The 19,302-nt window shown below is 65.2% G+C and carries 20 protein-coding genes; 10 read left to right on the plus strand and 10 right to left on the minus strand.

The window, feature by feature from the left end:
• Positions 1 to 55 precede the first annotated feature (55 nt).
• The 5 genes from NA5_RS43565 to NA5_RS42225 are packed head-to-tail and all read right to left on the minus strand — an operon-like array spanning position 56 to position 4,929.
• Positions 56 to 163 (minus strand): maltose acetyltransferase domain-containing protein, encoded by a 108-nt coding sequence (locus NA5_RS43565; RefSeq protein WP_503826374.1) that lies wholly within the window; start codon positions 161 to 163, stop codon positions 56 to 58.
• Positions 164 to 181: 18 nt separating this feature from the next.
• A complete protein-coding gene (locus NA5_RS16560; RefSeq protein ID WP_062986757.1) occupies positions 182 to 757 on the minus strand; it encodes a GTP-binding protein in 576 nt (191 codons plus the stop codon).
• A gap of 28 nt (positions 758 to 785) precedes the next feature.
• Complete coding sequence (locus NA5_RS16565; protein ID WP_062986759.1) at positions 786 to 1,217, minus strand: DUF742 domain-containing protein; 432 nt, start codon at positions 1,215 to 1,217, stop codon at positions 786 to 788.
• Entirely contained in the window at positions 1,214 to 1,642 is a 429-nt protein-coding gene (locus NA5_RS16570) for a roadblock/LC7 domain-containing protein (RefSeq protein ID WP_062986761.1), read from the minus strand. The genes NA5_RS16565 and NA5_RS16570 overlap by 4 nt, the downstream gene beginning before the upstream one ends.
• The gene (locus tag NA5_RS42225; protein WP_245672261.1) at positions 1,639 to 4,929 is read right to left on the minus strand and encodes a nitrate- and nitrite sensing domain-containing protein; all 3,291 of its coding nucleotides are present in this window, start codon (positions 4,927 to 4,929) and stop codon (positions 1,639 to 1,641) included. Before NA5_RS42225 ends, NA5_RS16570 begins: the two co-directional genes overlap by 4 nt.
• A 354-nt stretch (positions 4,930 to 5,283) precedes the next feature.
• On the opposite strand from NA5_RS42225, the gene NA5_RS16580 reads away from it, so the two are divergent.
• The 9 genes from NA5_RS16580 (at position 5,284) to NA5_RS16620 (ending at position 11,861) form a co-directional block, all read left to right on the plus strand.
• Entirely contained in the window at positions 5,284 to 5,817 is a 534-nt protein-coding gene (locus NA5_RS16580) for a DUF3558 domain-containing protein (protein ID WP_062986763.1), read from the plus strand.
• Between the two features lie 18 nt (positions 5,818 to 5,835).
• A complete protein-coding gene (locus tag NA5_RS16585; RefSeq protein WP_062986772.1) occupies positions 5,836 to 6,222 on the plus strand; it encodes a hypothetical protein in 387 nt (128 codons plus the stop codon).
• 347 nt (positions 6,223 to 6,569) lie between these two features.
• On the plus strand, positions 6,570 to 7,469 hold the full coding sequence (locus NA5_RS16590; protein ID WP_157110451.1) for a helix-turn-helix domain-containing protein: 900 nt from the start codon (positions 6,570 to 6,572) through the stop codon (positions 7,467 to 7,469).
• Complete coding sequence (locus NA5_RS16595) at positions 7,466 to 7,672, plus strand: DUF397 domain-containing protein (protein ID WP_157110452.1); 207 nt, start codon at positions 7,466 to 7,468, stop codon at positions 7,670 to 7,672. Before NA5_RS16590 ends, NA5_RS16595 begins: the two co-directional genes overlap by 4 nt.
• Positions 7,673 to 7,948: 276 nt before the next feature.
• On the plus strand, positions 7,949 to 8,911 hold the full coding sequence (locus NA5_RS16600) for an alpha/beta hydrolase (protein ID WP_062986779.1): 963 nt from the start codon (positions 7,949 to 7,951) through the stop codon (positions 8,909 to 8,911).
• Between the two features lie 221 nt (positions 8,912 to 9,132).
• Entirely contained in the window at positions 9,133 to 9,423 is a 291-nt protein-coding gene (locus NA5_RS16605; protein ID WP_062987202.1) for a DUF427 domain-containing protein, read from the plus strand.
• A 54-nt stretch (positions 9,424 to 9,477) separates the two neighbouring features.
• The gene (locus NA5_RS16610; protein ID WP_062986781.1) at positions 9,478 to 10,245 is read left to right on the plus strand and encodes an alpha/beta hydrolase; all 768 of its coding nucleotides are present in this window, start codon (positions 9,478 to 9,480) and stop codon (positions 10,243 to 10,245) included.
• Positions 10,246 to 10,270: 25 nt separating this feature from the next.
• Positions 10,271 to 10,789 carry a PspA/IM30 family protein gene (locus tag NA5_RS16615; RefSeq protein WP_174555237.1) on the plus strand — a complete coding sequence of 173 codons (519 nt, stop codon included), beginning with the start codon at positions 10,271 to 10,273 and terminating at the stop codon, positions 10,787 to 10,789.
• A gap of 43 nt (positions 10,790 to 10,832) precedes the next feature.
• Positions 10,833 to 11,861, plus strand: coding sequence for a hypothetical protein (locus NA5_RS16620; RefSeq protein WP_062986783.1), 1,029 nt, complete (start codon positions 10,833 to 10,835; stop codon positions 11,859 to 11,861).
• A gap of 4 nt (positions 11,862 to 11,865) precedes the next feature.
• On the opposite strand, the gene NA5_RS16625 is transcribed toward NA5_RS16620, so the two are convergent.
• From NA5_RS16625 to NA5_RS16640, 4 genes are all read right to left on the minus strand, one after another.
• Positions 11,866 to 12,639, minus strand: coding sequence for an ESX secretion-associated protein EspG (locus NA5_RS16625; RefSeq protein WP_062987206.1), 774 nt, complete (start codon positions 12,637 to 12,639; stop codon positions 11,866 to 11,868).
• A 23-nt stretch (positions 12,640 to 12,662) separates the two neighbouring features.
• Entirely contained in the window at positions 12,663 to 13,922 is a 1,260-nt protein-coding gene (locus tag NA5_RS16630) for a hypothetical protein (RefSeq protein ID WP_157110453.1), read from the minus strand.
• Between the two features lie 286 nt (positions 13,923 to 14,208).
• Positions 14,209 to 14,598 carry a DUF5984 family protein gene (locus tag NA5_RS16635; protein WP_062986787.1) on the minus strand — a complete coding sequence of 130 codons (390 nt, stop codon included), beginning with the start codon at positions 14,596 to 14,598 and terminating at the stop codon, positions 14,209 to 14,211.
• A 196-nt stretch (positions 14,599 to 14,794) separates the two neighbouring features.
• Entirely contained in the window at positions 14,795 to 15,688 is an 894-nt protein-coding gene (locus tag NA5_RS16640) for a LysR family transcriptional regulator (RefSeq protein ID WP_218020102.1), read from the minus strand.
• Between the two features lie 48 nt (positions 15,689 to 15,736).
• Between NA5_RS16640 and NA5_RS16645 the strand changes: the two genes are divergently transcribed.
• Positions 15,737 to 16,462 (plus strand): SDR family NAD(P)-dependent oxidoreductase, encoded by a 726-nt coding sequence (locus NA5_RS16645; protein WP_062986789.1) that lies wholly within the window; start codon positions 15,737 to 15,739, stop codon positions 16,460 to 16,462.
• Between the two features lie 310 nt (positions 16,463 to 16,772).
• Here the strand turns inward: NA5_RS16645 and pheT are convergent, their stop codons facing one another.
• Positions 16,773 to 19,277 carry a phenylalanine--tRNA ligase subunit beta gene (gene pheT / locus NA5_RS16650; protein WP_062986791.1) on the minus strand — a complete coding sequence of 835 codons (2,505 nt, stop codon included), beginning with the start codon at positions 19,275 to 19,277 and terminating at the stop codon, positions 16,773 to 16,775.
• Positions 19,278 to 19,302 lie beyond the last annotated feature (25 nt).

Below are 19,302 nucleotides of genomic sequence, written 5' to 3' on the forward strand. Positions count from 1 at the left end.
CTGCCCGGGCACACGATGACCCCGCTGCCGAACCACACATCGTTGCCGATCCGAATCAGCGCCGCCGACTCCCAGCACTGCCTGCGCGCCTCATGGCCCACCACTCCGGATCGCTGTCCCGGTACAACTCCCCGCGCAGCATCCGTTCCTTGTGCTCACCCACGAGCGCCAGGTTATGGGGTCAGACGACCTCGCGGGCTTGCAGGGGCGGTGCGGACAGACGCTGGACCAAGACCTGTTCTAGCAATGCCACGAGCACATCCCTTACCGAACTCCGTTCTCGCGCATCGCATTCCAGGATGGGGATCCACTCGTCGAGCTCGAGTGCCTCGCGAACCTCGTCGAGTTCGAAGTGCTCGCCCTGTTCGAAACGGTTGACCACCACCACGAACGGGGTGTTGTGCTCTTCGAAGTAGTCGAGCACCGGGTAGCAGTCCTCGACGCGGCCGGTGTCCACCACGATCACCGCGCCGAGCGCGCCGTCGACCAGGTCGTCCCACAGGAAGACGAAGCGGTCCTGGCCGGGGGTGCCGAACAGGTAGAGGATCAGCGAGCTGTCCAGGGTGATGCGGCCGAAGTCGAGCGCGACGGTGGTCTGGGTCTTATCCGCGCGATGGCCCGGATCGTCGACGCCGATGGCGACCTCGGTCATCGCCGCCTCTGTGACCAGCGGCTCGATTTCGGAGATCGCGCTGATGAATGTTGTTTTGCCGACACCGAATCCGCCGCTGATCACGATCTTGACCGACGAGGGCATGGGCCGCTCGACCGGTGGTGTCCGATATTCAGAGTGCCCGTACAAGGTCCCTGATCCTCTCGATGGCTGCGGTGGAAAGTTCGGGGGCGTCCCGGACCGAAACATGCCCGGCGGCCGCGAGATCGCTGACGATCACCTTCGCGACGCCCACCGGAACGTGCAGCGCCGTCCCGATTTCGGCAATGGAATGCGGCTGCTGACACAGCCGAACGACGGTGCGCTGTTCGAAATGCAGCGGCGCGGACAGCGCGGCAGGCGTTGCCCGCACCAGTGTTTCGATGCGCAGCCCGTCGATCAGTGGCGTGGTGCGTCCCGCCGTGACGACGAACGGGCGCACGAAGCGGTCGTCGAAGTCATCCGGACTGTCTTTCAGCGGCGGATTGGCCGCGAGCCAGCCGAAAGATTGGTTCACCGGGATCATCCGCGGGTCCGGCAACCGCGGCCGGTATGGATCTCTCATCTGCGCAACGATTCGCGCAATTCCGAGATGAGCGCCGGGTCGAGCAGGGCACCGGCGCGTTCGGCCAGCACCGCCATCTCGTAGCCGACGAGCCCGACATCGCAGCCGCCGTCGGCGATGACCCCGAGGCAGCTGCCGTCGCCGAGGGCGGAGACCAGCAGGAAGCCGCGCTTCATCTCGATCATGATCAGCTTGAGTCCGTCGAACGCGTAACTGCGCGAAGCACTTCGGGCCAGGCTGGACAGGCCGGAGACCATGGCGGCGAGTCGATCCGCGCCGGTGCGGTCCAGACCATCGGACATGGCGATGAGCAGGCCGTCGGAGGAGACGGCGACGGTGTCGCGGACGCCGTCGGTATTGCGGACGAAATTGGCCAGCATCCAGTTGAAGGTATGTGGGTCCGCGGTCTGTATGTGGGTGGTCACCGAATCTCCTCTGCGGTGGTGGGTGAAGCCGAGGTTTGCGCCAAATCCGTGACGCACGGGGTGTTTTCGTCAGTCTCCGCTCGCGGCGGTGCCGATGTGCCGCGCTCGTGCCCGGCCCGGAACGACGCGAGCATGCTGCGGATTTCGACGGGTGAGCGTTCGACTGCCGGAGCGCTCGGCGGGCTCGGGGTAAGAACCGTTGGCGCGCCGTCGCTTCCGGCGCCACGCGCCCGCTTATTGCGCTTGACCAATCCGTTCCGGGTCCGCTGCACATCAGCTGCAGCGGATTCTGGTGCCGCTGTTGCCGATTCGGGTATCCGCCACAGCGCATCGCTCGCCGAAGATGCGGCGGGCCGCGTTTCCCCGGTCGTGGGTGCGCTGTCGGTAGGGTGATCGGATCCGTTGACTGCGCGCAGGCTGGTCAGGGATCCGTTGGGCTCATCGTTCGCAGTTCCATTGCCCCTTGGCGAGCCGGTCATCTCTGACGCGGCCATATCGCCGATCGGCATGGTTCCATCGCGCCCGCTCCCGGTGGACACGGCACCGTCACCGGAATCGTCCGACGTGGAAAGGAAGTGGGCGAACGGCACCGATGTCGGCGACGCGAATCCCGGTCGTGTATGCGCGTGTCCACCGGACCTCGTTTTCCGGGGCCCGGATCCATCGGGGTCGGACCCGCCAGTCATTCGCGCATGATGTGTCGGCGCGACAGGTGTCGGACCGCCGGTAATCGGGGCACCGTCGATCGGAGCACTGTTGACTGCGACGCCACCAACCGGAGCGTCATTTACCGGAGCACCACCGACTGGAGATCCATTGTCCGCAATGCCCCCAACCGGAGCACCATTTACCCGAGAACCGCGAGTGGGCGTGCCACTTATCGAACGACCACTGGGCGAGGAGCCATCTACTCGACCACCACTGACCGGACCACTGCCGATCGCGGCGCCGTTGACAGGATGACCGTGGGTCCGGTCACCGTTGACCCGAATCCCACGCCCCGAACCGCCATCGACCGGCATACCACCCACCGGAGCACCGTTGGCCGTCCCCTCGCCGACCGGAGCACCGTTCGGACCACTGCCGATCGGGGCGCCGCTCACAGGATCACCATGGATCCGGTCATCGTTGACCGGGGCACCGTTGCGCGGCGCACCGTGCCTCGGCGCGTCGAGCGCCGATCTCGCCGAAACAGCCTCGCCCGCAAGATGTCCCCTCGAATCACCGACAGGGCCGCCCGGCGCCGACTCGGCAGCATCTTGTGCACCCGGCACCACTCCGGGAGACCCCGCAGCCGCCTCGCGCCGCTCCCCGGCAACGCGCCGATCCTTCTCTCCCGCAATGATTCCCGCGGGCAACAGCAGTCGCGCGACGATTCCGCTCACCGGCGACACATTCAACTCGACATCGATTCCGAGTCGCCGTGCCAACCGGCCGACCACGTAGTGCCCCAGGTAGCGGGTCGGCGCGACGACGAAATCGGTCTCGCCGCGCAGCCGGGCATTCGCCTCGTCCAACTGTGCCACCGGCATGCCGACACCGTGATCAACCACCGCGAGCAGATATCCGGTGGGCAGCTTGCGCCCGTAGATCTCCACCTCCATATCCGGTGGAGAGAAGGCCAATCCGTTCTCGATCAGCTCGGCGAGCATATGCGCGAGATCGCTGACCACCGCGCCGGTGATGGCGATATCGTCCACGCGCCGCAGCACCACCCGGCGATAGTCGTCGACCTCCGACAGCCCGGCGCGAATCACATCGGTGAGCGCGATCGGCTCGGCCCAGCGGCGCGGACTTCCCGCACCCACCAGCACCAGCAGGCTTTCGGCATTGCGCCGCATGCGGGTGGCGAGGTGGTCGAGCTCGAACAGATTGGACAGCGCCTTGGGATCGAGTTCCTCGCGTTCGAATTCACTGATCAGGCCGAGCTGACGGCGAACCAGATTCTGGTTGCGCCGCGCCAGATTCGCCATCGATTCGGTGGTATTGCGGCGAACCAGCGCCTGCTCCGAAGCCAATTCGAAGGCGGTGGTCTGCACACCGTCCAATGCACCTGCCACGGCGGCGATTTCGATGCTGGCCCCGCGCGGTGTGCGCACCGCTGCGGGCGGATCCGGTTGGGCGTCATCGGATTCCCGCCACGCCGCGATCACCCCGGGCAGCCGGTGATTGGCCACATCATCGGCCTCCGCCGCCAGCTCGGCGAGTGGACGCACGATAGCGCGCACACTGGCAAAGACCAGCGCCACCTCGGCGGCCATGGCGAGCAGCGCGGCGAGCAGGAAGCCGCCGAGCGTCAGGAACGCCTCCCTGCGCAGCGCCGCCGCGCGCCGCTGCACATCGTCACCGACCGCCTGCTGCACCGTGCGCTGCTCATCGATGACCGCCGTCATCTGCGCCCACCAGGTGCCCGGATCCACCGAACGCACCAGCGGACCGGCGCTCGACGCGATCGCGATCCGCTCCGATTCGCCTGCCCTGACCGCATTTTCGCTGCGCAGCGCGGCATCGAGCCGGGCCTGCTGTGCTGCGGTCGCGTCCCGCGCGAAAGCGGTGAGACCGGCCATCTTGGCGGCGCGGATATCGAGGAATTCGACATATTCGCCATTGCGGAACTCATCGGCGGCAAACACGCCATTGAGGAAGCCGCGTTCCTTGGCCGTCTGCTCCTTGGCCTCGCCGAGCGCGTACAGCGCCTCCAGGCCGTGCCGAACCTCGGCGTCGCGCGCCTGATCGAGCCCGAGCGTCAGCCGATTCAGCGCGGAAATCCCATAGGTATAGAACTGAAAGGCGGCCTGCCTGCTGGCGCGGTGGGCATCGATCTGCGTGCGCATCGCATCGAACGCGTCGAATTGGCCGATCGCCGAACGTACTCGGTCCGCGCCCGGCGCATTCCCGGCCGCCGCCGCCCCGAGTGCGGCCAGCGCCCGATTCGTCTCGACCCGCTGGTCGGCCACCGCCTGCGCCAGCCGGATATCGCCCCCGAGCAGGCCGTTGGTGAGCCCGCGTTCGCGCTGCGCCTCCTGGACCAGATCCTGTACGACCAGTGCGAGCGACACCGCGTGCACGGTGTCACCGCTGTCGCGGAAAGCCTCGACCTCACGGGCGACCGTCACACCGAGCAGCGCGAGCACCAAAACCAAAGAGACGACGAGGATTCGGGCCAATTGCCCCCTGATCGTGCGCGGTCGCACTATTCTGTTCCCGGCAACCTGGCGTTCACCTCCGGGGTCGGCGGTCATGTCCGGTGTGCCACCGGATTTTTCCGACCGTTGACGTAAACGCACCACCCTGCTCCTCCGATTGCCAAGCCGTGACAGCTCCACCGCGAACGCACGGAAAGTCACGCAGCAGCCTGCTGCAGGGGTATGCCACTGTCAACGCGAAAATCAGACAAAACAGACATTGGGCAGATTTGTATACACGCTGGTAATCCAGCGTTTCCGCGGTATCGATCCGCTCACAACTCACCGGACGAAGGTGTGACGTGACGGCCGTCGCAGAACAGGGTTGCCGAGTATTTCAACGCGCACGATTCTGCACCGAATCCTCGAAGCCCGCGCGCCATCGCGACCACCATTGCCCCCCATATCGTTTGATAGGGTCAAGATCTTCAGAAGTCGCAGGTAGAGAGGGCGGGGATGGCACACCGATGGAAGTTTCTACTGCTCGCGGCGGCCGTCCTGCCGGGGTTGGTCGCGTGCGGGAGTTCGAAGAGCGGCAATCCGAGCGCGAGCAGTGCGACGAGTGCGGCGCCGGTGAAGTTGTTCGATCCGTGCACTCAGATCCCCGATGATGTGCTCACCGCTGCGGGAGTGAAACCAGCAACCAAGGAAAGCGGAATCGCGGGCGTCCACCAATCCGGGTGGGAGATCTGTGCATGGGACGGATCGAAGTATGCCGTCACGGTCTTTTCCACCGGTCGCGCCATGGATGAGTTCGAGAAGAAGCCCGGCAATGTCGAGTTCCAGGATGTGACCATCGCCGGGCGAAAGGGCCGCCAGTTCCGCATCGAAGGCGGTTCATACGATCTGATGTGCGACGTGGCGTTTCCGGCCGCGCAGGGTGCCGTCACCATCAAGTTGAGCAATCACGCGTCTCTCGATCACCCCGATGAGCCGTGCGGACTCTTACGGCGAGCAGCCGAACCGATCGTGCCGGTACTGCCGAAATAATGAGACGAGGGGCATCCATTGAGTGAGGTAGAAACGGCCCTATGGCAGCGCTTTGCCGAGCAGGCCAACGCCGGGGAGCTGTATCTGGACAGCGAAGAGGCCGCACGCCAATGCCTAGCAGCGTGTGATCAGCGCGTCACGGATCTGGAGAGCATCCTGCGGTATGCCCAGCAAGCGCAGTTCGTTTCCGGCTTCGGCGATTTCCACATGGCCGATGATCTAGCAAAGGCGTTCAAAGGACAGGCCAGCGGCGAACCCAACTCGATCGACGCCATCATTCGCGAACACATGGAAGTCGTTAAAGATATGGGCCAGATCATGGCTCTATCTATCAAACGGATCACTGGTCAGGACGTCACCAACTCTGTCCACTTCAACACCAATACGGAATCAACCGGGGAATAAAGCAATCGCACCGTCGACTCGCTTTTGCCATCCGTCAAAGCGTCCCCTCTGAATACGCCTAGGCGCAAACACTTCCGCCCCGTGCCGCTACGGTAGCTCATCTCATAACCGGAAAAGGTTCGGATGTCTTTCTCCTCGCATATATTCGCCTCCCGTCAAGTCAATTCCCATGCCCCGGCGGCGCCGTTCCGCGCCGGGCACTGAGATACCGTCTGATGCATAGCCAGTAAACCACCGAGCAGGTACGGTGGGAGCCCTCCAATTCGATTCGGCCCGAATCGAATTCGCTCCAAACAGACTGACTATTCCATCTAGATTGACATGACTGCGAGTAACGCTAACGAAGGGTGGGTGGCATTACTTTGTCGACCGAATCGAACAACACGACTCTGCCGCGTCGCGTGCTCGGACGGCAACTGCGCGACCTGCGGGAGAAGCGCAAGATGAGCCGGACGCGAGCCGCCCAGGCGTGCGAGATGGGCTCACAAACGCTGTGGCGCTTGGAATCCGGTCGCAGCAGCGAAGTCAAGAAGATGGTCATCAACGCACTCTGCGACCTTTATCAAGCCAGTGATGACGATCGACGCGTTCTGCTGTGGCTCGCTCAGGAGTCCCGGAAGGACGGATGGTGGCAGTCGTACACCGACGCCATGGCTCCGGATTTCGCGATATTCTTCGGGCTGGAGCAATCCGCCAGGCGCATGATCTCATGTCAGTCGACATTGCTGCCAGGTTTGCTCCAAACGCCCGGCTACCGGCGTGCCATGTGGGAGATATCCAAGGCACAGCCGAGCCGACCACTTGATGTCGATCGCGAAGTTGAACTGATCGCGAACCGCCAGAACCGGCTCGACGATTCGGATTTCACGCTGGAAGTGCTGCTGAGCGAGTCCGTGTTGCGACACCGTATCGGTAACGATGAAGTCATGGAAGGTCAGCTGAAACGACTCATCGAGGCGGGGGATCGCCCGAACGTCTCGATTCGGGTAGTCCCGTTCGACGCACCGAATCACTTGGGGCTGACCACTAAAGACTTCGTCTGCATGGAGTTCCCCGATCATCCGAACCCGGCGCTGAAGGAGCCGCCCGTGATCTTCGTGGAGGGCTTCACTGGCGCCCTCTACTTGGACAAGAGCAGTGAGGTCGAGCAGTACATGTCTGCGTATGCCGACATGTGCCGAGTAGCGTTGAGCGAGAACGACACCCGAAGCCTCCTAGTGGCGATTGCAAAGGAGTACGCAGCGTGATGGCTGACTTGTCCGGTGCGGAATGGTTCAAGAGCAGCCGGAGCGCGAGCGGCAAGGACTGCGTCGAGGTCGCACACCTCGACGGTGGCTTGGTCGGAGTACGTGACTCGAAAAACCCAACCGGCCCAGCGCTCGTCTTCACCCCCACCCAGTGGGACACCTTCACCGCAGGCATCCAGAACGGCGAGTTCACCCGGCCCTAGCACCGCCAGCCCAAGCCGCCCCACCCCATCGAGGGTAGTGAAATGGTCGCCGGACACGGCGCCGACAACCACCATTCCACTACCCTCGACAAACCCTCACCAGTCGATGCCGCAGTCGACTCACCAACTGTGGGAATCCGATATCCCCGATTACATGACGCTTCATGGCATTGTCGACGCGAAAATTCCACGGCCTCCGGCAGAGGCCAACCGTCGATGAGGATGTACATGGGTTTGCGTATGTCGGTGTTGCGAGGAAGCCGGGGGTTCCGGCGAATGGCGGCGGTCGCCGCGGCCATGGCGGTCGCGGTCGCGCCGCTGATCGTCGCGGCGCCGCAGGCGAATGCGGCCGCGACCGTCGAGCGGATCGAGCACACCTCCGCGCAGCAATGGCAGATGTACGTTCGCTCCCCCGCGATGAATCGGACCATCCACCTCGATGTGCTGGTACCGGCGAACCAATCGGCATCGCGTCCGACCCTGCTGTTGCTGGACGGAAACGGGGCGTCGGAATCGCAGTCGGCCAGCACTTGGACGCTGCGTGGTGGCGCCAAGGAATTCTTCGCCGACAAGCCGGTCAATGTGGTGATGCCGGTCGGCGGCGGGGGCACCTACTACACCGACTGGTTGAAGGATGACCCGAAACTCGGGCATCAGAAGTGGGAAACCTTTCTCACCTCCGAGCTGCCGCCGCTGATCGACCGCGAGCTGAAAGGCAATGGGGTCTACGCGGTGGGCGGACTTTCGATGGGCGCGGGCGCGGCGGCGATTCTGGCCGTGCGGCACCCCGATATGTTCCGCGCCCTGGCCGCATTCAGCGGTTGCTATTCCACCGACGGTGTCGGGCAGCTCTCGGTACGTCCCGTGGTCGAATCCAAGGGTGGGGACCCGGACAACATGTGGGGCACCGCGGGCAATCCAGAGTGGGCGGCCCACGATCCGAGCAAGCACCTCGACGCACTGCGCGGTAAACCGGTGCACCTGTACGTCGGCACCGGCGTGCCAGGCCCCGACGATGCCCCATTCGACGATCGCTGGTCGTGGCCGAACGACCCGATCCGGGCGAACGAGATCGAACAGATCTCGCATGACTGCACCCTCGCCACCGCACCTGCCATGAAACTGTTCGGCGCCGACCTCTCCATCGATTACGCCGCCGTCGGCGTGCACTCGTGGCCGTACTGGAAGGCCGCACTGCCCAAATCCTGGCCAGCCCTCAAGGCGGGCCTCGGCGTATAAGCGCAAGAGACCATGCGCGGCGTGCGGCCTCCAAGGCCCTGATCGGCCATCGGCCGTAACGCACCCTTTCATCACGGGCAACCGGTGCGCAGAGATTGTGCGCAGCGTCGCGAGCACGATCGGAGATATCGGCCGCCGGGAATAGGGCGGGTGTGGGCTGGGTTACACCCGCTACCTGCGGTTTGTCCGCGGCGGAATTCGATGCGACGGTGGGAGATTCGATGAGTGTGCGAGCCGTATGGAATGGCACGGTGCTGGCCGAGAGTGACGACACCGTGGTGGTCGAGGGTAATCATTACTTCCCGGCGGAGGCTTTGAAGACGGAGTACTTCCGGGACAGCGATACGCATACCGTGTGCGGATGGAAGGGGCTCGCGTCGTATTACACGGTCGAGGTCGAGGGCGCTAAGAATCCGGATGCCGCGTGGTACTACCCGGATCCGAAGCCGGAGGCCGAGCAGGTGCGCGATCGGGTCGCGTTCTGGAAGGGCGTCGACGTCGTCGAGGTGTAGTGCGTTCGGGGAGTCGGCGCGCAGCGGTGGCGGGTTGCGGGTAAGAACGATGGCATGCGACATCCGGCCAGTCCGATCCTCAATGCGCTGACCTTCATGCCCGATCGGTTGATCGTGCAGACGCCGTCGATCCTCGACCTGGACTACACCGAGTTGTCCATCCGTACGCCCGACGGCGAGACGCTGCAGGGTTGGTGGCTGCCCGCCGCACGTTCGATCGGGCACGTCCTGTTCGCACACGGCAATGCGGGCAATATCGGCGACCGGGTGCCGATCTACGCCCTGCTCACCCAAATCGGTTTGGATGTCCTGACTTTCGACTATCGCGGCTACGGCCACAGCACCGGGCGCCCCACCGAGTACGGCACCTATCTCGACGCCCACGCGGCCCGGCGGGTGCTACTGGAGCAGCCGGGCGTCGATCCGGATCGCGTGCTCTATCTGGGTAAATCGCTCGGCGGCGGCGTACTGCTCGAACTGGCGACCGAGCATCCGCCCACGGGATTGATACTGATGTCCACCTTCACCGGCCTGCGTGACGCGGCCCGTTCGGTATATCCCTTCCTGCCCAGTCCATTCGTCCCGGACGCCTATCCGAGCCTGCGTCGCATCCGCAAGCTGCGCGCACCCGTCCTGATCATGCACGGCGACCAGGATGAACTCCTGCCGCTGCGGCATGCCGAGCGGCTGTACGCGGCCGCACCCGAGCCGAAGCGATTGGTGGTCTTTCCCGGCGGGCATCACAACGATCTGATCATGTCGACCGGAGTCGACTGGCAGGGTTTGATCCGTTCTTGGGCGAGCGAACTGCTCACCCCCTGATCGCGCTCGTGCGTAGCCTGGCGATATGAGCGATTTGGGTGAGATCACCGCGCGGCTCGCGGCACTGTCCGATGACGAACTTTTGGCGGTACTCGGCACCGCCACCGCGGGGCGACCCCGGCTCTCGTGGGTGCACACCGCGGTCGCGGAGGCCGCCGGACTCGGCCATGCGAACGCTGAAGCGGCTGTGAGTCCCACCACTGTGACGCCGCATTCGCATGACCAGGACTCGGGCGCCGGTGCATCCGGGCAGGTCGGAGGCTTTTCTCCGGTACCGGCGGTACCGGTACCGCCGACCGGTATCCCGTCCGGCCCGGATGTGGGCGGATATTCGTCCGAAGGCGTACCTACTTTTGAGTCAGTTCGCGATAAGGTCGAGCAGCGCTTCGGCACCGCGCAGGGGATGGGCGAACTCGACCGGCAGACTCCCGCGGGCCGCAGCGCCGACGAACAATGGGAGGCGCGCGAGAAAGCGGCGCGCGAGCGTCTGGCTCAGATACGGAAATCGTTGCACGGCAACGACGTCGAATCGAACGATCCGTAAGCTGACCGAGCGCCACGGACTACGAATGTGATGGTGGTATTCGATGAGCGAGCCGCGTGCGATCGCCGAACGGCTACTCGATGCCCAAGTGGAATTCCTGCTGGCCGAGGTGAGCGGCGAGCGCTTCACCGAGGTCGTCGCCCGGGACGTGGAATCGGTGCTCGGGGTGGCCGACACCCTCGTCTTCCGCGACATCGTCGGCATCGACGATGCCAAGGAGACGGTCCGCACGGTCATCGATCTGATCGGCGGCAGTCCGGTCATCGCGGATATGGTCGGGGTATTCGCCGACTCGATCTACGACAATATCGCCGCGAACAACGACTACACCCTGGGTCAGGTGGTCGACCGCGAACCGGTCGAGGCGCTGCTGGAGAAGATCTTCGGCATGCACCAGGCGCAGGAGCGCATTCTGGAGCGGCTCACCGAGAGCCCGCTGGTCGCCACCGTCGCATCCAAGTTCGTCGACAAGCTCATCTCCGATTTCATGGAGGCGAATAAGCAGATCGCGGGCAAGATTCCCGGTGTCTCATCGCTGATCTCCATGGGACAGTCGGCGGCCAAGTCCGCCAAAAAGGCCACCGAGAGCACCTTCATCGGCGATATGGCGGGCAAGGGCGCGGTCTTCGCACTCAAGCGCACCAACAATGCGATTCGCGAGATGTTGCGCGACGCACCCGTGCACGATGCCGCGATGGAGTTCTGGGATCTGCATGCCGATGAGCCGGTGAGCGGACTGCGGGAGTATCTGACCCAGAAGGATCTCAACGAACTGGTACTGCTCTGCTACGAGATCGCGATCACCACCAGGGAAAAGGAGTACTTCGGGCTGCTCGTGGACGAGTGCGTGGATGTCTTCTTCACCAAGTACGGCGATTACACGCTGGCCGCGATGCTGCCGGAACTCGGGCTGTCCGGCGACGATATCGCCAAGGAGATCCTGCGGTACGGTCCCGCCGTCATCGAGGGTGCGAAGCGCGATGGTGTGCTGGGCAAGCTGATTCGCGAGCGGCTGGAGCCGTTCTACACCTCGGATGTGGTGCTCGGGATTCTGGGCGAGGTCGAAGGCTGAGCCCTCAGCGTGCGAAATGATCGCCGTTGCGGACCTCTTCGACTGTGCGGCCGATCATTTCGCGCAGCGTCGCGGTGATGCGCTGGCGATCGGTCGGCTTCACGATCACGGTTCGACTGCCGAAACTCACGTAGCGGCCGTCATTTTCGAAATCGGTGATCTGGAAGTCCTTGCGGCCCTTGGTATGCCGATTGTCCACACTGCCCAGTGGATACACCCCGACGTGCACGGTGGCGGTCGTCGGCCGACGGAAGAATTTGTCGAACTCCTCGCGCACCGTCGGCCGCCACGCGTCGCGCACCACCGGCGGCGGCTTCTCCAATTCCTCGACCGGCACCTGCATCGGTTTACCTTGTCCCGGACGGGATTCCGGCAATACATCGACCACGGCGGTGGCCAGATCATCGGCCGAGAGGAACAGCAGGTCCACATCCCCGCCGTGTTCGTGATCGGGTCCCGGCTGCTGGATCGCCAGTGCGCCGTGCTGAAAATGCACGCCGCCGTGCGCGCGGATCTTGTGCTCGTTGCGCGGACCGCGGAAGCCCGCCACCTCCACCCTGGCCTCCGGCGCCAGCAGGACCTGGACAGCACGCACCAGATCCTCGTCCAGTTGCGGCACCACCACCTCGGCGGCAGCCCGGCGCAGCCGATCCGAATCCTCTTGGTAGATCTCGGTGGAACGATGTCGCAGCGGATACGGGAGCACATCCCGGCCGGTCGATTCCCAGAGCACTCGGAATTCGAGCGCGGTGAAACGCCACCGCCGCGCGGTTGTCATGCGGTCTTCCTGTCTGACGCTGTTCACTCGCCGATGACCGGCGGGACCGTCTTCGGTGCCTCGGCGAGTCCGATGAGCTCTTCGCCGTTCTGCTGGTTGATCAAGTAATCGGGGACGCCCTTGCTGGACTCGTTCTCGTCCTTGCCGCCGCGATTGCCGGGAGAGCCCATGCCGGACATGCCGTTGCGGCCCGTGCTGGCCGCGGTCGTCGTGGCCGCTGCGGCGGGCGTGGCGGTGCCGGTCGGTGTGCCGGTGACGGTTCGGCCCGGGGACTGAGCGGTCGAACCGGGGGTGCCGCTCGGGCTGCCCGTGGTGGTCGGCGAACCCGTGGTGGTCGGCGTTGTGGTCGAGGACGGGCTGGTCGCGGTGGTATCCGGTTTAGTCGTGGTCGGCTCGGTGCTCGTGGAGGGCGTCGTCGAGCTATCCGTCGACTGGGTACTGGACGGATCGGTGGATGGACTCTGCTCGGTGCTCGTGGGCTCCTTCTTCTCCGTCGGCTGGTTGCCACCCGGAGTGGAACCGGGCTGGCCGCCGCCGGGGCCCGGTCCGGTATCGGTAGTTTCGCCCGGCTTCGCGGTGGGATTATCCGGTTTCGGGATGACCGGGACGTTGGTGTCGGTCTCCTCGATCACCGGGGCGTACACGGTCTTCAGCACCCGGACCGCCTCGGCATGTGCGGTGCTCTCGGCCTCATCGTTATCGCGCCACCCGCGGCCCGCGATCCAATGCCGGGCATTCTCGACATTCGACCGGAGGTCAGGAGCATGCGGCACAAGGGCTTTCGTCGGCTCCAGACCGGTCTTCAGTTCGGCGACCTTGCTACCGGTCAGTTTGGCCGCATTGGCGAGCTGCACGGCCTGGGTGCTGTAGTCGCTGACCGCCTTGGCGACGGCATTGCGCGATGCGCCCTTCCAGATGCTTTCGTCGGTCGCGCGCTTCATCGCGTCGTTGAAGGTATTCAACGAGGTTTCGGCGCGTTTGCCGATTTCGTTCCATGCGGTGGCGAGATTGTCGACGGCGGTGAGATCGATCTTGTCGACCTTTTCGCGCAGCTGTGCGGTAGTCGGCGTATCGAAGTCGTCGCGGCTCTTGACCGAACGCGGTCGGTAGTCGCCCTGGAAGCCGATGCCACTGGCGGTGCTGCGAACACCGTCGCGCTGCTGATTGAATCTGGTCTGCACGGCGGCGGGATCGACACCCGGTTTGCGCTCGTCCCCCGCGATCCAGTCGGTGAGACTTTCCAACATTGCGGAGCCGAGATCCCCTGCGCTCCAGTCGAACATGCCGAACCCCATGGGTTAACCACCCATCGTTTCGGCATCGCAGTGCGCGGTGCTCGTGAGGTCCCGCCCAGCGGTTCGCACCGCTACCGCGAGCAGCATCAACTCCACTCGGTCCATCCCCACCCTCTCGACCCGTCCAGCGGTCCTTACCATATCAAACGGTATCCTGGTCCCGGTCTACTACCGGCCCTCTTTCACAAGAGGCCGTTTTCGCGCTGCCGATCAATTCCTTTGCCGCACTGGATGTTACGTATGCCGAATCGCACGCCACGGCATTTCCGTGCGTTCACGCCGGATGCGGAGCCAGGATCGCCGCGCCTGCACGTACGGCGGCCCAGTCGGTGTCGTCCTGCCGCGCCAAAGCCCGCGGCAACCACGTCCGGCGCTGCTCCTGTTCCCGAATCAGCGCAGGGATATCGAGCTCGATCCCCGGGACGGCTCCGGCCACGGCCAGGTGGTCCACACGCTCCTGCATGGCTTGCAGCAGTCGGTGGTCGAAATCGGTTACGGCAGTAGCAAATTCCTCCGTGCTGACCGTCCTCAGGCCCGACAGCGGCGCGGAGAACGTGATCTCACCGTCGGGATCGGGTGTGAACTGCCACGCCACGGTGACCGTGTCCTCGGGGCAGAGGGTGCGACGGTGACCGTGTCCTCGGGGCAGAGGGTGCGCCACCACCGAAACGCGGGCCCGAATCGCAGATACGAGGCGTCGATCCAGCGCAGGCTGTACGCCTCGGAGGCGGCAGGTCCTCCCACAGCCGCACCACGTAATAGTCCACCTACGACGTTACGGCAGCGCTGCCATCGCCTATCGAGTTCGTAGTCCGCTCGGCATATCTCAGCAGCTCGACACCACCCACTAGCGGTGTCGGCTAGAGACGTATCGCAGTGCGGACGAGATCGGCGACGGCTTTGGATCTGCTGTGTGGTGGCCAAGCGATGACGGTCGTGACCGCTGGTGCGTCCAGCACCGGCACGATCGCGTGAACGTCGCGTAGCTGGGTTCGGACCGACTCGGGCATGACTGCGCAGGTTCGTCCGAGCGCGATCAGTTGGGCCAGTTGGGTGTGGTCGCGAACCTGCGGACCAGGGCCGTCGGGATAGCTCCCGTCCCGTCGGGGCCAGCGCGGTAGGGGCAGATCCGTCAGGGCGGAAACCTCGGCTAACGACATGTGGGGCCGGTTGGCGAGGGGGTGGCCCGCGGGCAGGACCAGGACCTGCTGTTCGGTGTGCAGATCCTCGGTGTCGAATCCGGCGGTCGTGTCGAAGGGCCGGTGAAGCAGGGCGACGTCGGCACGGCCGTCGCGCAGCAATCCCTCCTGCTCGCCGGGCCCGCACAGCATCACTTCGACGGTGACAGCGCCCGGTTCGGCGGCGTAGGCGTCCAGCAGCTTCGATAACAGTTCGCTGGACGCTCCGGCCTTCGTGGCCAGCACCACACCGGGCCGATCGGCGGCGCGGCGGGTGCGGCGCTCCGCGGCTTCGACCGCGTCGAGCGCGGCACGGGCCTCCCGCAAAAGCACCGACCCGGCCTCGGTCAGGGCGATCGAGCGAGTGGTGCGGTGTAGCAGAACCACGCCAAGCCGCCGCTCGAGTTGTTGGATCGCCCGTGATAGCGGTGGTTGCGCCATGGCGAGTCGCTGTGCCGCTCGCCCGAAGTGCAACTCCTCCGCGACGGCGACGAAGTATCGCAACTCCCGCGTCTCCACCGTGTCATCGTATCCGGCGCTCACCGTCACCAATACCCGTGCGGTATGAGCGGCCACCCAGCTGGTGTTGGACGCACCACCCGAGACCGAACCAGGATCGACGGTATGAGTGAACAGACGATCGCGCTGGTGACCGGCGCGAACAAGGGAATCGGATACGAGATCGCGGCGGGCCTGGGTGCTCTCGGCTGGCGAATCGGTGTGGGTGCGCGGGATTCACAACGCCGCGACACCGCGGTGGAGAAGCTACGCGCGGCCGGAATCGACGCTTTCGGTGTACCGCTCGACGTGACCGACGACGCGAGTGTGGCCGCCGCGGCCGATCTCATCGCCGACCGAGCCGGAGGCCTCGACGTCCTGGTCAACAACGCCGCGATCACCGGCGGTATGCCACAGGCGCCCACCACGGTCGATCCCGCGACCGTGCGAGCCGCCGTGGAAACCAACGTGATCGGCGTCATCCGCGTCACCAACGCGATGCTGCCCCTGCTGCGCGGCTCGGCATCACCGCGAATCGTGAACATGTCCAGCAGCGTCGGCTCGCTCACCCTCCAGACCACGCCCGGCAGCGAGACCGGTCCGATTTCCGCCGCGTACTCGCCGTCGAAGTCCTTCCTCAACGCCGTCACCGTCCAATACGCAAAAGAACTGAGCGACACCAACATACTGATCAACTGCGGCTGCCCCGGTTTCACCGCCACCGACCTCAACGGCTTCCGCGGCCACCGCACCCCCGAACAGGGCGCGGCAATCGCGATACACCTCGCGACCCTCCCCGATGGCGGACCGACCGGCGAATTCTTCGACGACGCCGGAACAGTGCCCTGGTGACAGACTCACAGGAGGACCCCGTACCACAGCGAGTGAACCCCGCATACCGCACGTCCGGGTTCACCTCACCAACCGCCCCGAGCGGGTAGCACTCGGCAACGGCTCACTGCGCAGGCAGCACAAGCCTGCCAGCGCGGACGACACATTCTTGTATTCGGCATTTCCGGACGCCGTCGCCATGATCGGTCGGCATAACGAATCCGGAATATGTTCTCCCCGCGAATCACCTGCTGTCGTTGGTCCCACGACTGGCGACGCGGTGGTCGGACAACGGCCCGGCCGAGGCACCGCCCCGGCCGATTTCAGCTCATCAGCCGCGCAGTACCGCTCCGACCGCGTCGGCGGCGGCCGCGACCGCCGAGTCACGCGCGGCACTCGCCTCATCCTCGGTGAGGGTCCGGTCGGTGGCGCGGAAACGCAGGGCATAGGTGAGGGACTTGCGGCCCTCGCCCGCTTGCGCACCTTCGTACACGTCGAACAGGGCGATATCCTCGAGCAACGTACCGCCGCCGCTGCGCAGCGCCGATTCGACCGACGCCGCGGGCACGGACTTCGCGACGCTCACCGAGACGTCCTGAAGTACCGCTGGGAACGGGGAAACCACTGGCACGGGCCGAGATTCGCGCAGCGGCAGCGCATCGAGATCGAGTTCGACGGCGCAGGTGCGCGGCGGCAGACCCGCCCGCTCCAAGACCGCCGGATGCAATTCACCCGCATGCCCGATGACCTGACCATCGACCACCAACTCGGCGCACCGTCCCGGATGCCACGGCAGATAAACCGCGGGACGACGCTCGATGCTCACTCCCGCGGCATCGGCGACGGCATCGGCCAGCGCGAAGGCGTCGGCGGCCTCCGCCGTACGCCCGGCACCCCACGGTCCGCGCGGTTCCCGCCGACCCGTCAGTACCGCGCCGATGTGCACCGGCTGCGCGGGCAGCGAATCGAGCAGTTCCTCGATCTGCGCATCGGTCGGACGACGATCCACCGGCAACGCCGCCACCGGGCGCACATTCGGGCCGGGCAGCACTACCTGTGCGATCCCGAAGATCGCGAGATCGCGCGCGCCACGAGAGATATTGCGCGCGGCCACTTCCAGCAATCCCGGCAGCAGCGTGGTCGCCAATTCCGCGCGCTCCACATCGAGCGGATTCAGCACCCGCGTGGTGTTTCGGCGCGGATCATCGGCGTCCAAGCCCCAGACGTCGAAAATCCCGGCGGCGAGGAACAGCGGCGGCGGCACCTCGACGCATCCGGCGAAGGCAAGCGCCCGGCTCACCGCGCGACGGCGACGCTGCGCGGCGGTCAGCCCACGCCCGGCCGGTGCGGTCGGAATGACCGACGGAATCTGCTCCAGCCCCTCCAGCCGCAGCACCTCTTCGACGAGGTCGGCGGGCTGGACCAGATCGGGCCGCCAGCTCGGCGGCGTGACGACGAGCTGTCCGTGGCCGGTGGCCTCATCGACGCCCACCTCGACCGTGCAGCCGATCTGCGCGAGCCGACGCGCCGACGTTCCGGTCGCATACACCACGCCAGCCACCCGATCGGCGAGATCGATGTCGATCCGGATCGGCGGCGCGGCAGGCACCGGCACCCGCACATCGGTCAGCGCGGATTCCACAGTGCCACCGGCGATTTCGGCCAGCAGCGTGGCGGCGCGATCAAGCGCGACGACATTGATCTCCGGATCCACGACCCGCTCGTAACGCTTACCGGCCTCGGAGACCAGCTTGTGCCTGCGCGCGGTCCGGTAGACCAGCAGCGGATTCCAGGTGGCGGCCTCGAGCACGATATCGGTCGACTCCGCGCCGACTTCGGTTGTCGCACCGCCCATTACGCCCGCGAGGGAGACCACGCCGGAATCGTCGGCGATCACCACATCCTCGGCATCGAGCTCGCGCTCGACCTCGTCCAGCGTGCGCAGCGTCTCGCCCTTATTGGCGGTGCGCACGACGAGACCGCCGTTGAGCTTGGCCGCATCGAAGGCGTGCAGCGGCTGACCGAGTTCGAGCATCACATAGTTGGTGACATCGACCGCGGGCGAAATCGGGCGCACACCTGAGAGCAGCAGCCGACGCTGTAACCACCAGGGGCTCACCGCATTCGGGTCGATACCGGTGACCCGGCGCACCGCGAAACGGGTGCACTTGGACTCCGGTTCGAGCCGCACCGGCCACGCGTCCTGCTCGTCGTCGGGCAGGGTCCGCACCGCCGGATCCGCGTATTCGAGATCGAATCCGCACGCCAGCTCGCGCGCCAGACCGCGGGTCGAGAAGCAGTACCCGCGATCCGGCGTGATGTTCAACTCGATGACCGTATCGTCGAGTCCGAGCAGCTCATTGGCGTCGGTGCCCGGTTCGGCGGTACCCGGCTCGAGCACCAGAATGCCCGAATGATCCTTGCCGATACCGAGTTCGGCGACCGAGCAGATCATGCCGTTGGACACATGCCCGTAGGTCTTGCGCGAGGAGATCTGAAACCCGCCGGGCAGCACACCGCCCGGCAGCACCACGACCACCAGATCGCCGACGGCGAAGTTCGTTGCGCCGCAGACGATCTCCTGCAGCTCCGGGTTGCCGACATCCACTTTGCAGAACCGGATCGGCTTCTTGAACTCGGTCAGCTCGGTGATCTCGGCGACGCGGCCGACCACCAGCGGCTTATCGATATCACCGTTTACCCGCTGGAGCTTGTCGACCTCTTCGACCTCCAGCCCGACGCGGACGAATCCGGCATCGAGCTCCTCCGGCGTCACCGACCATTCGGGGGTGGTCCGCCGCAGGATTTCAGTCAGCCAGGACTGCGCTACTCGCACTTGACGTTTCGCTCTCTCGATCGAA

It is taken from the genome of Nocardia anaemiae NBRC 100462, assembly GCF_001612725.1.
Lineage (GTDB): Bacteria > Actinomycetota > Actinomycetes > Mycobacteriales > Mycobacteriaceae > Nocardia > Nocardia anaemiae.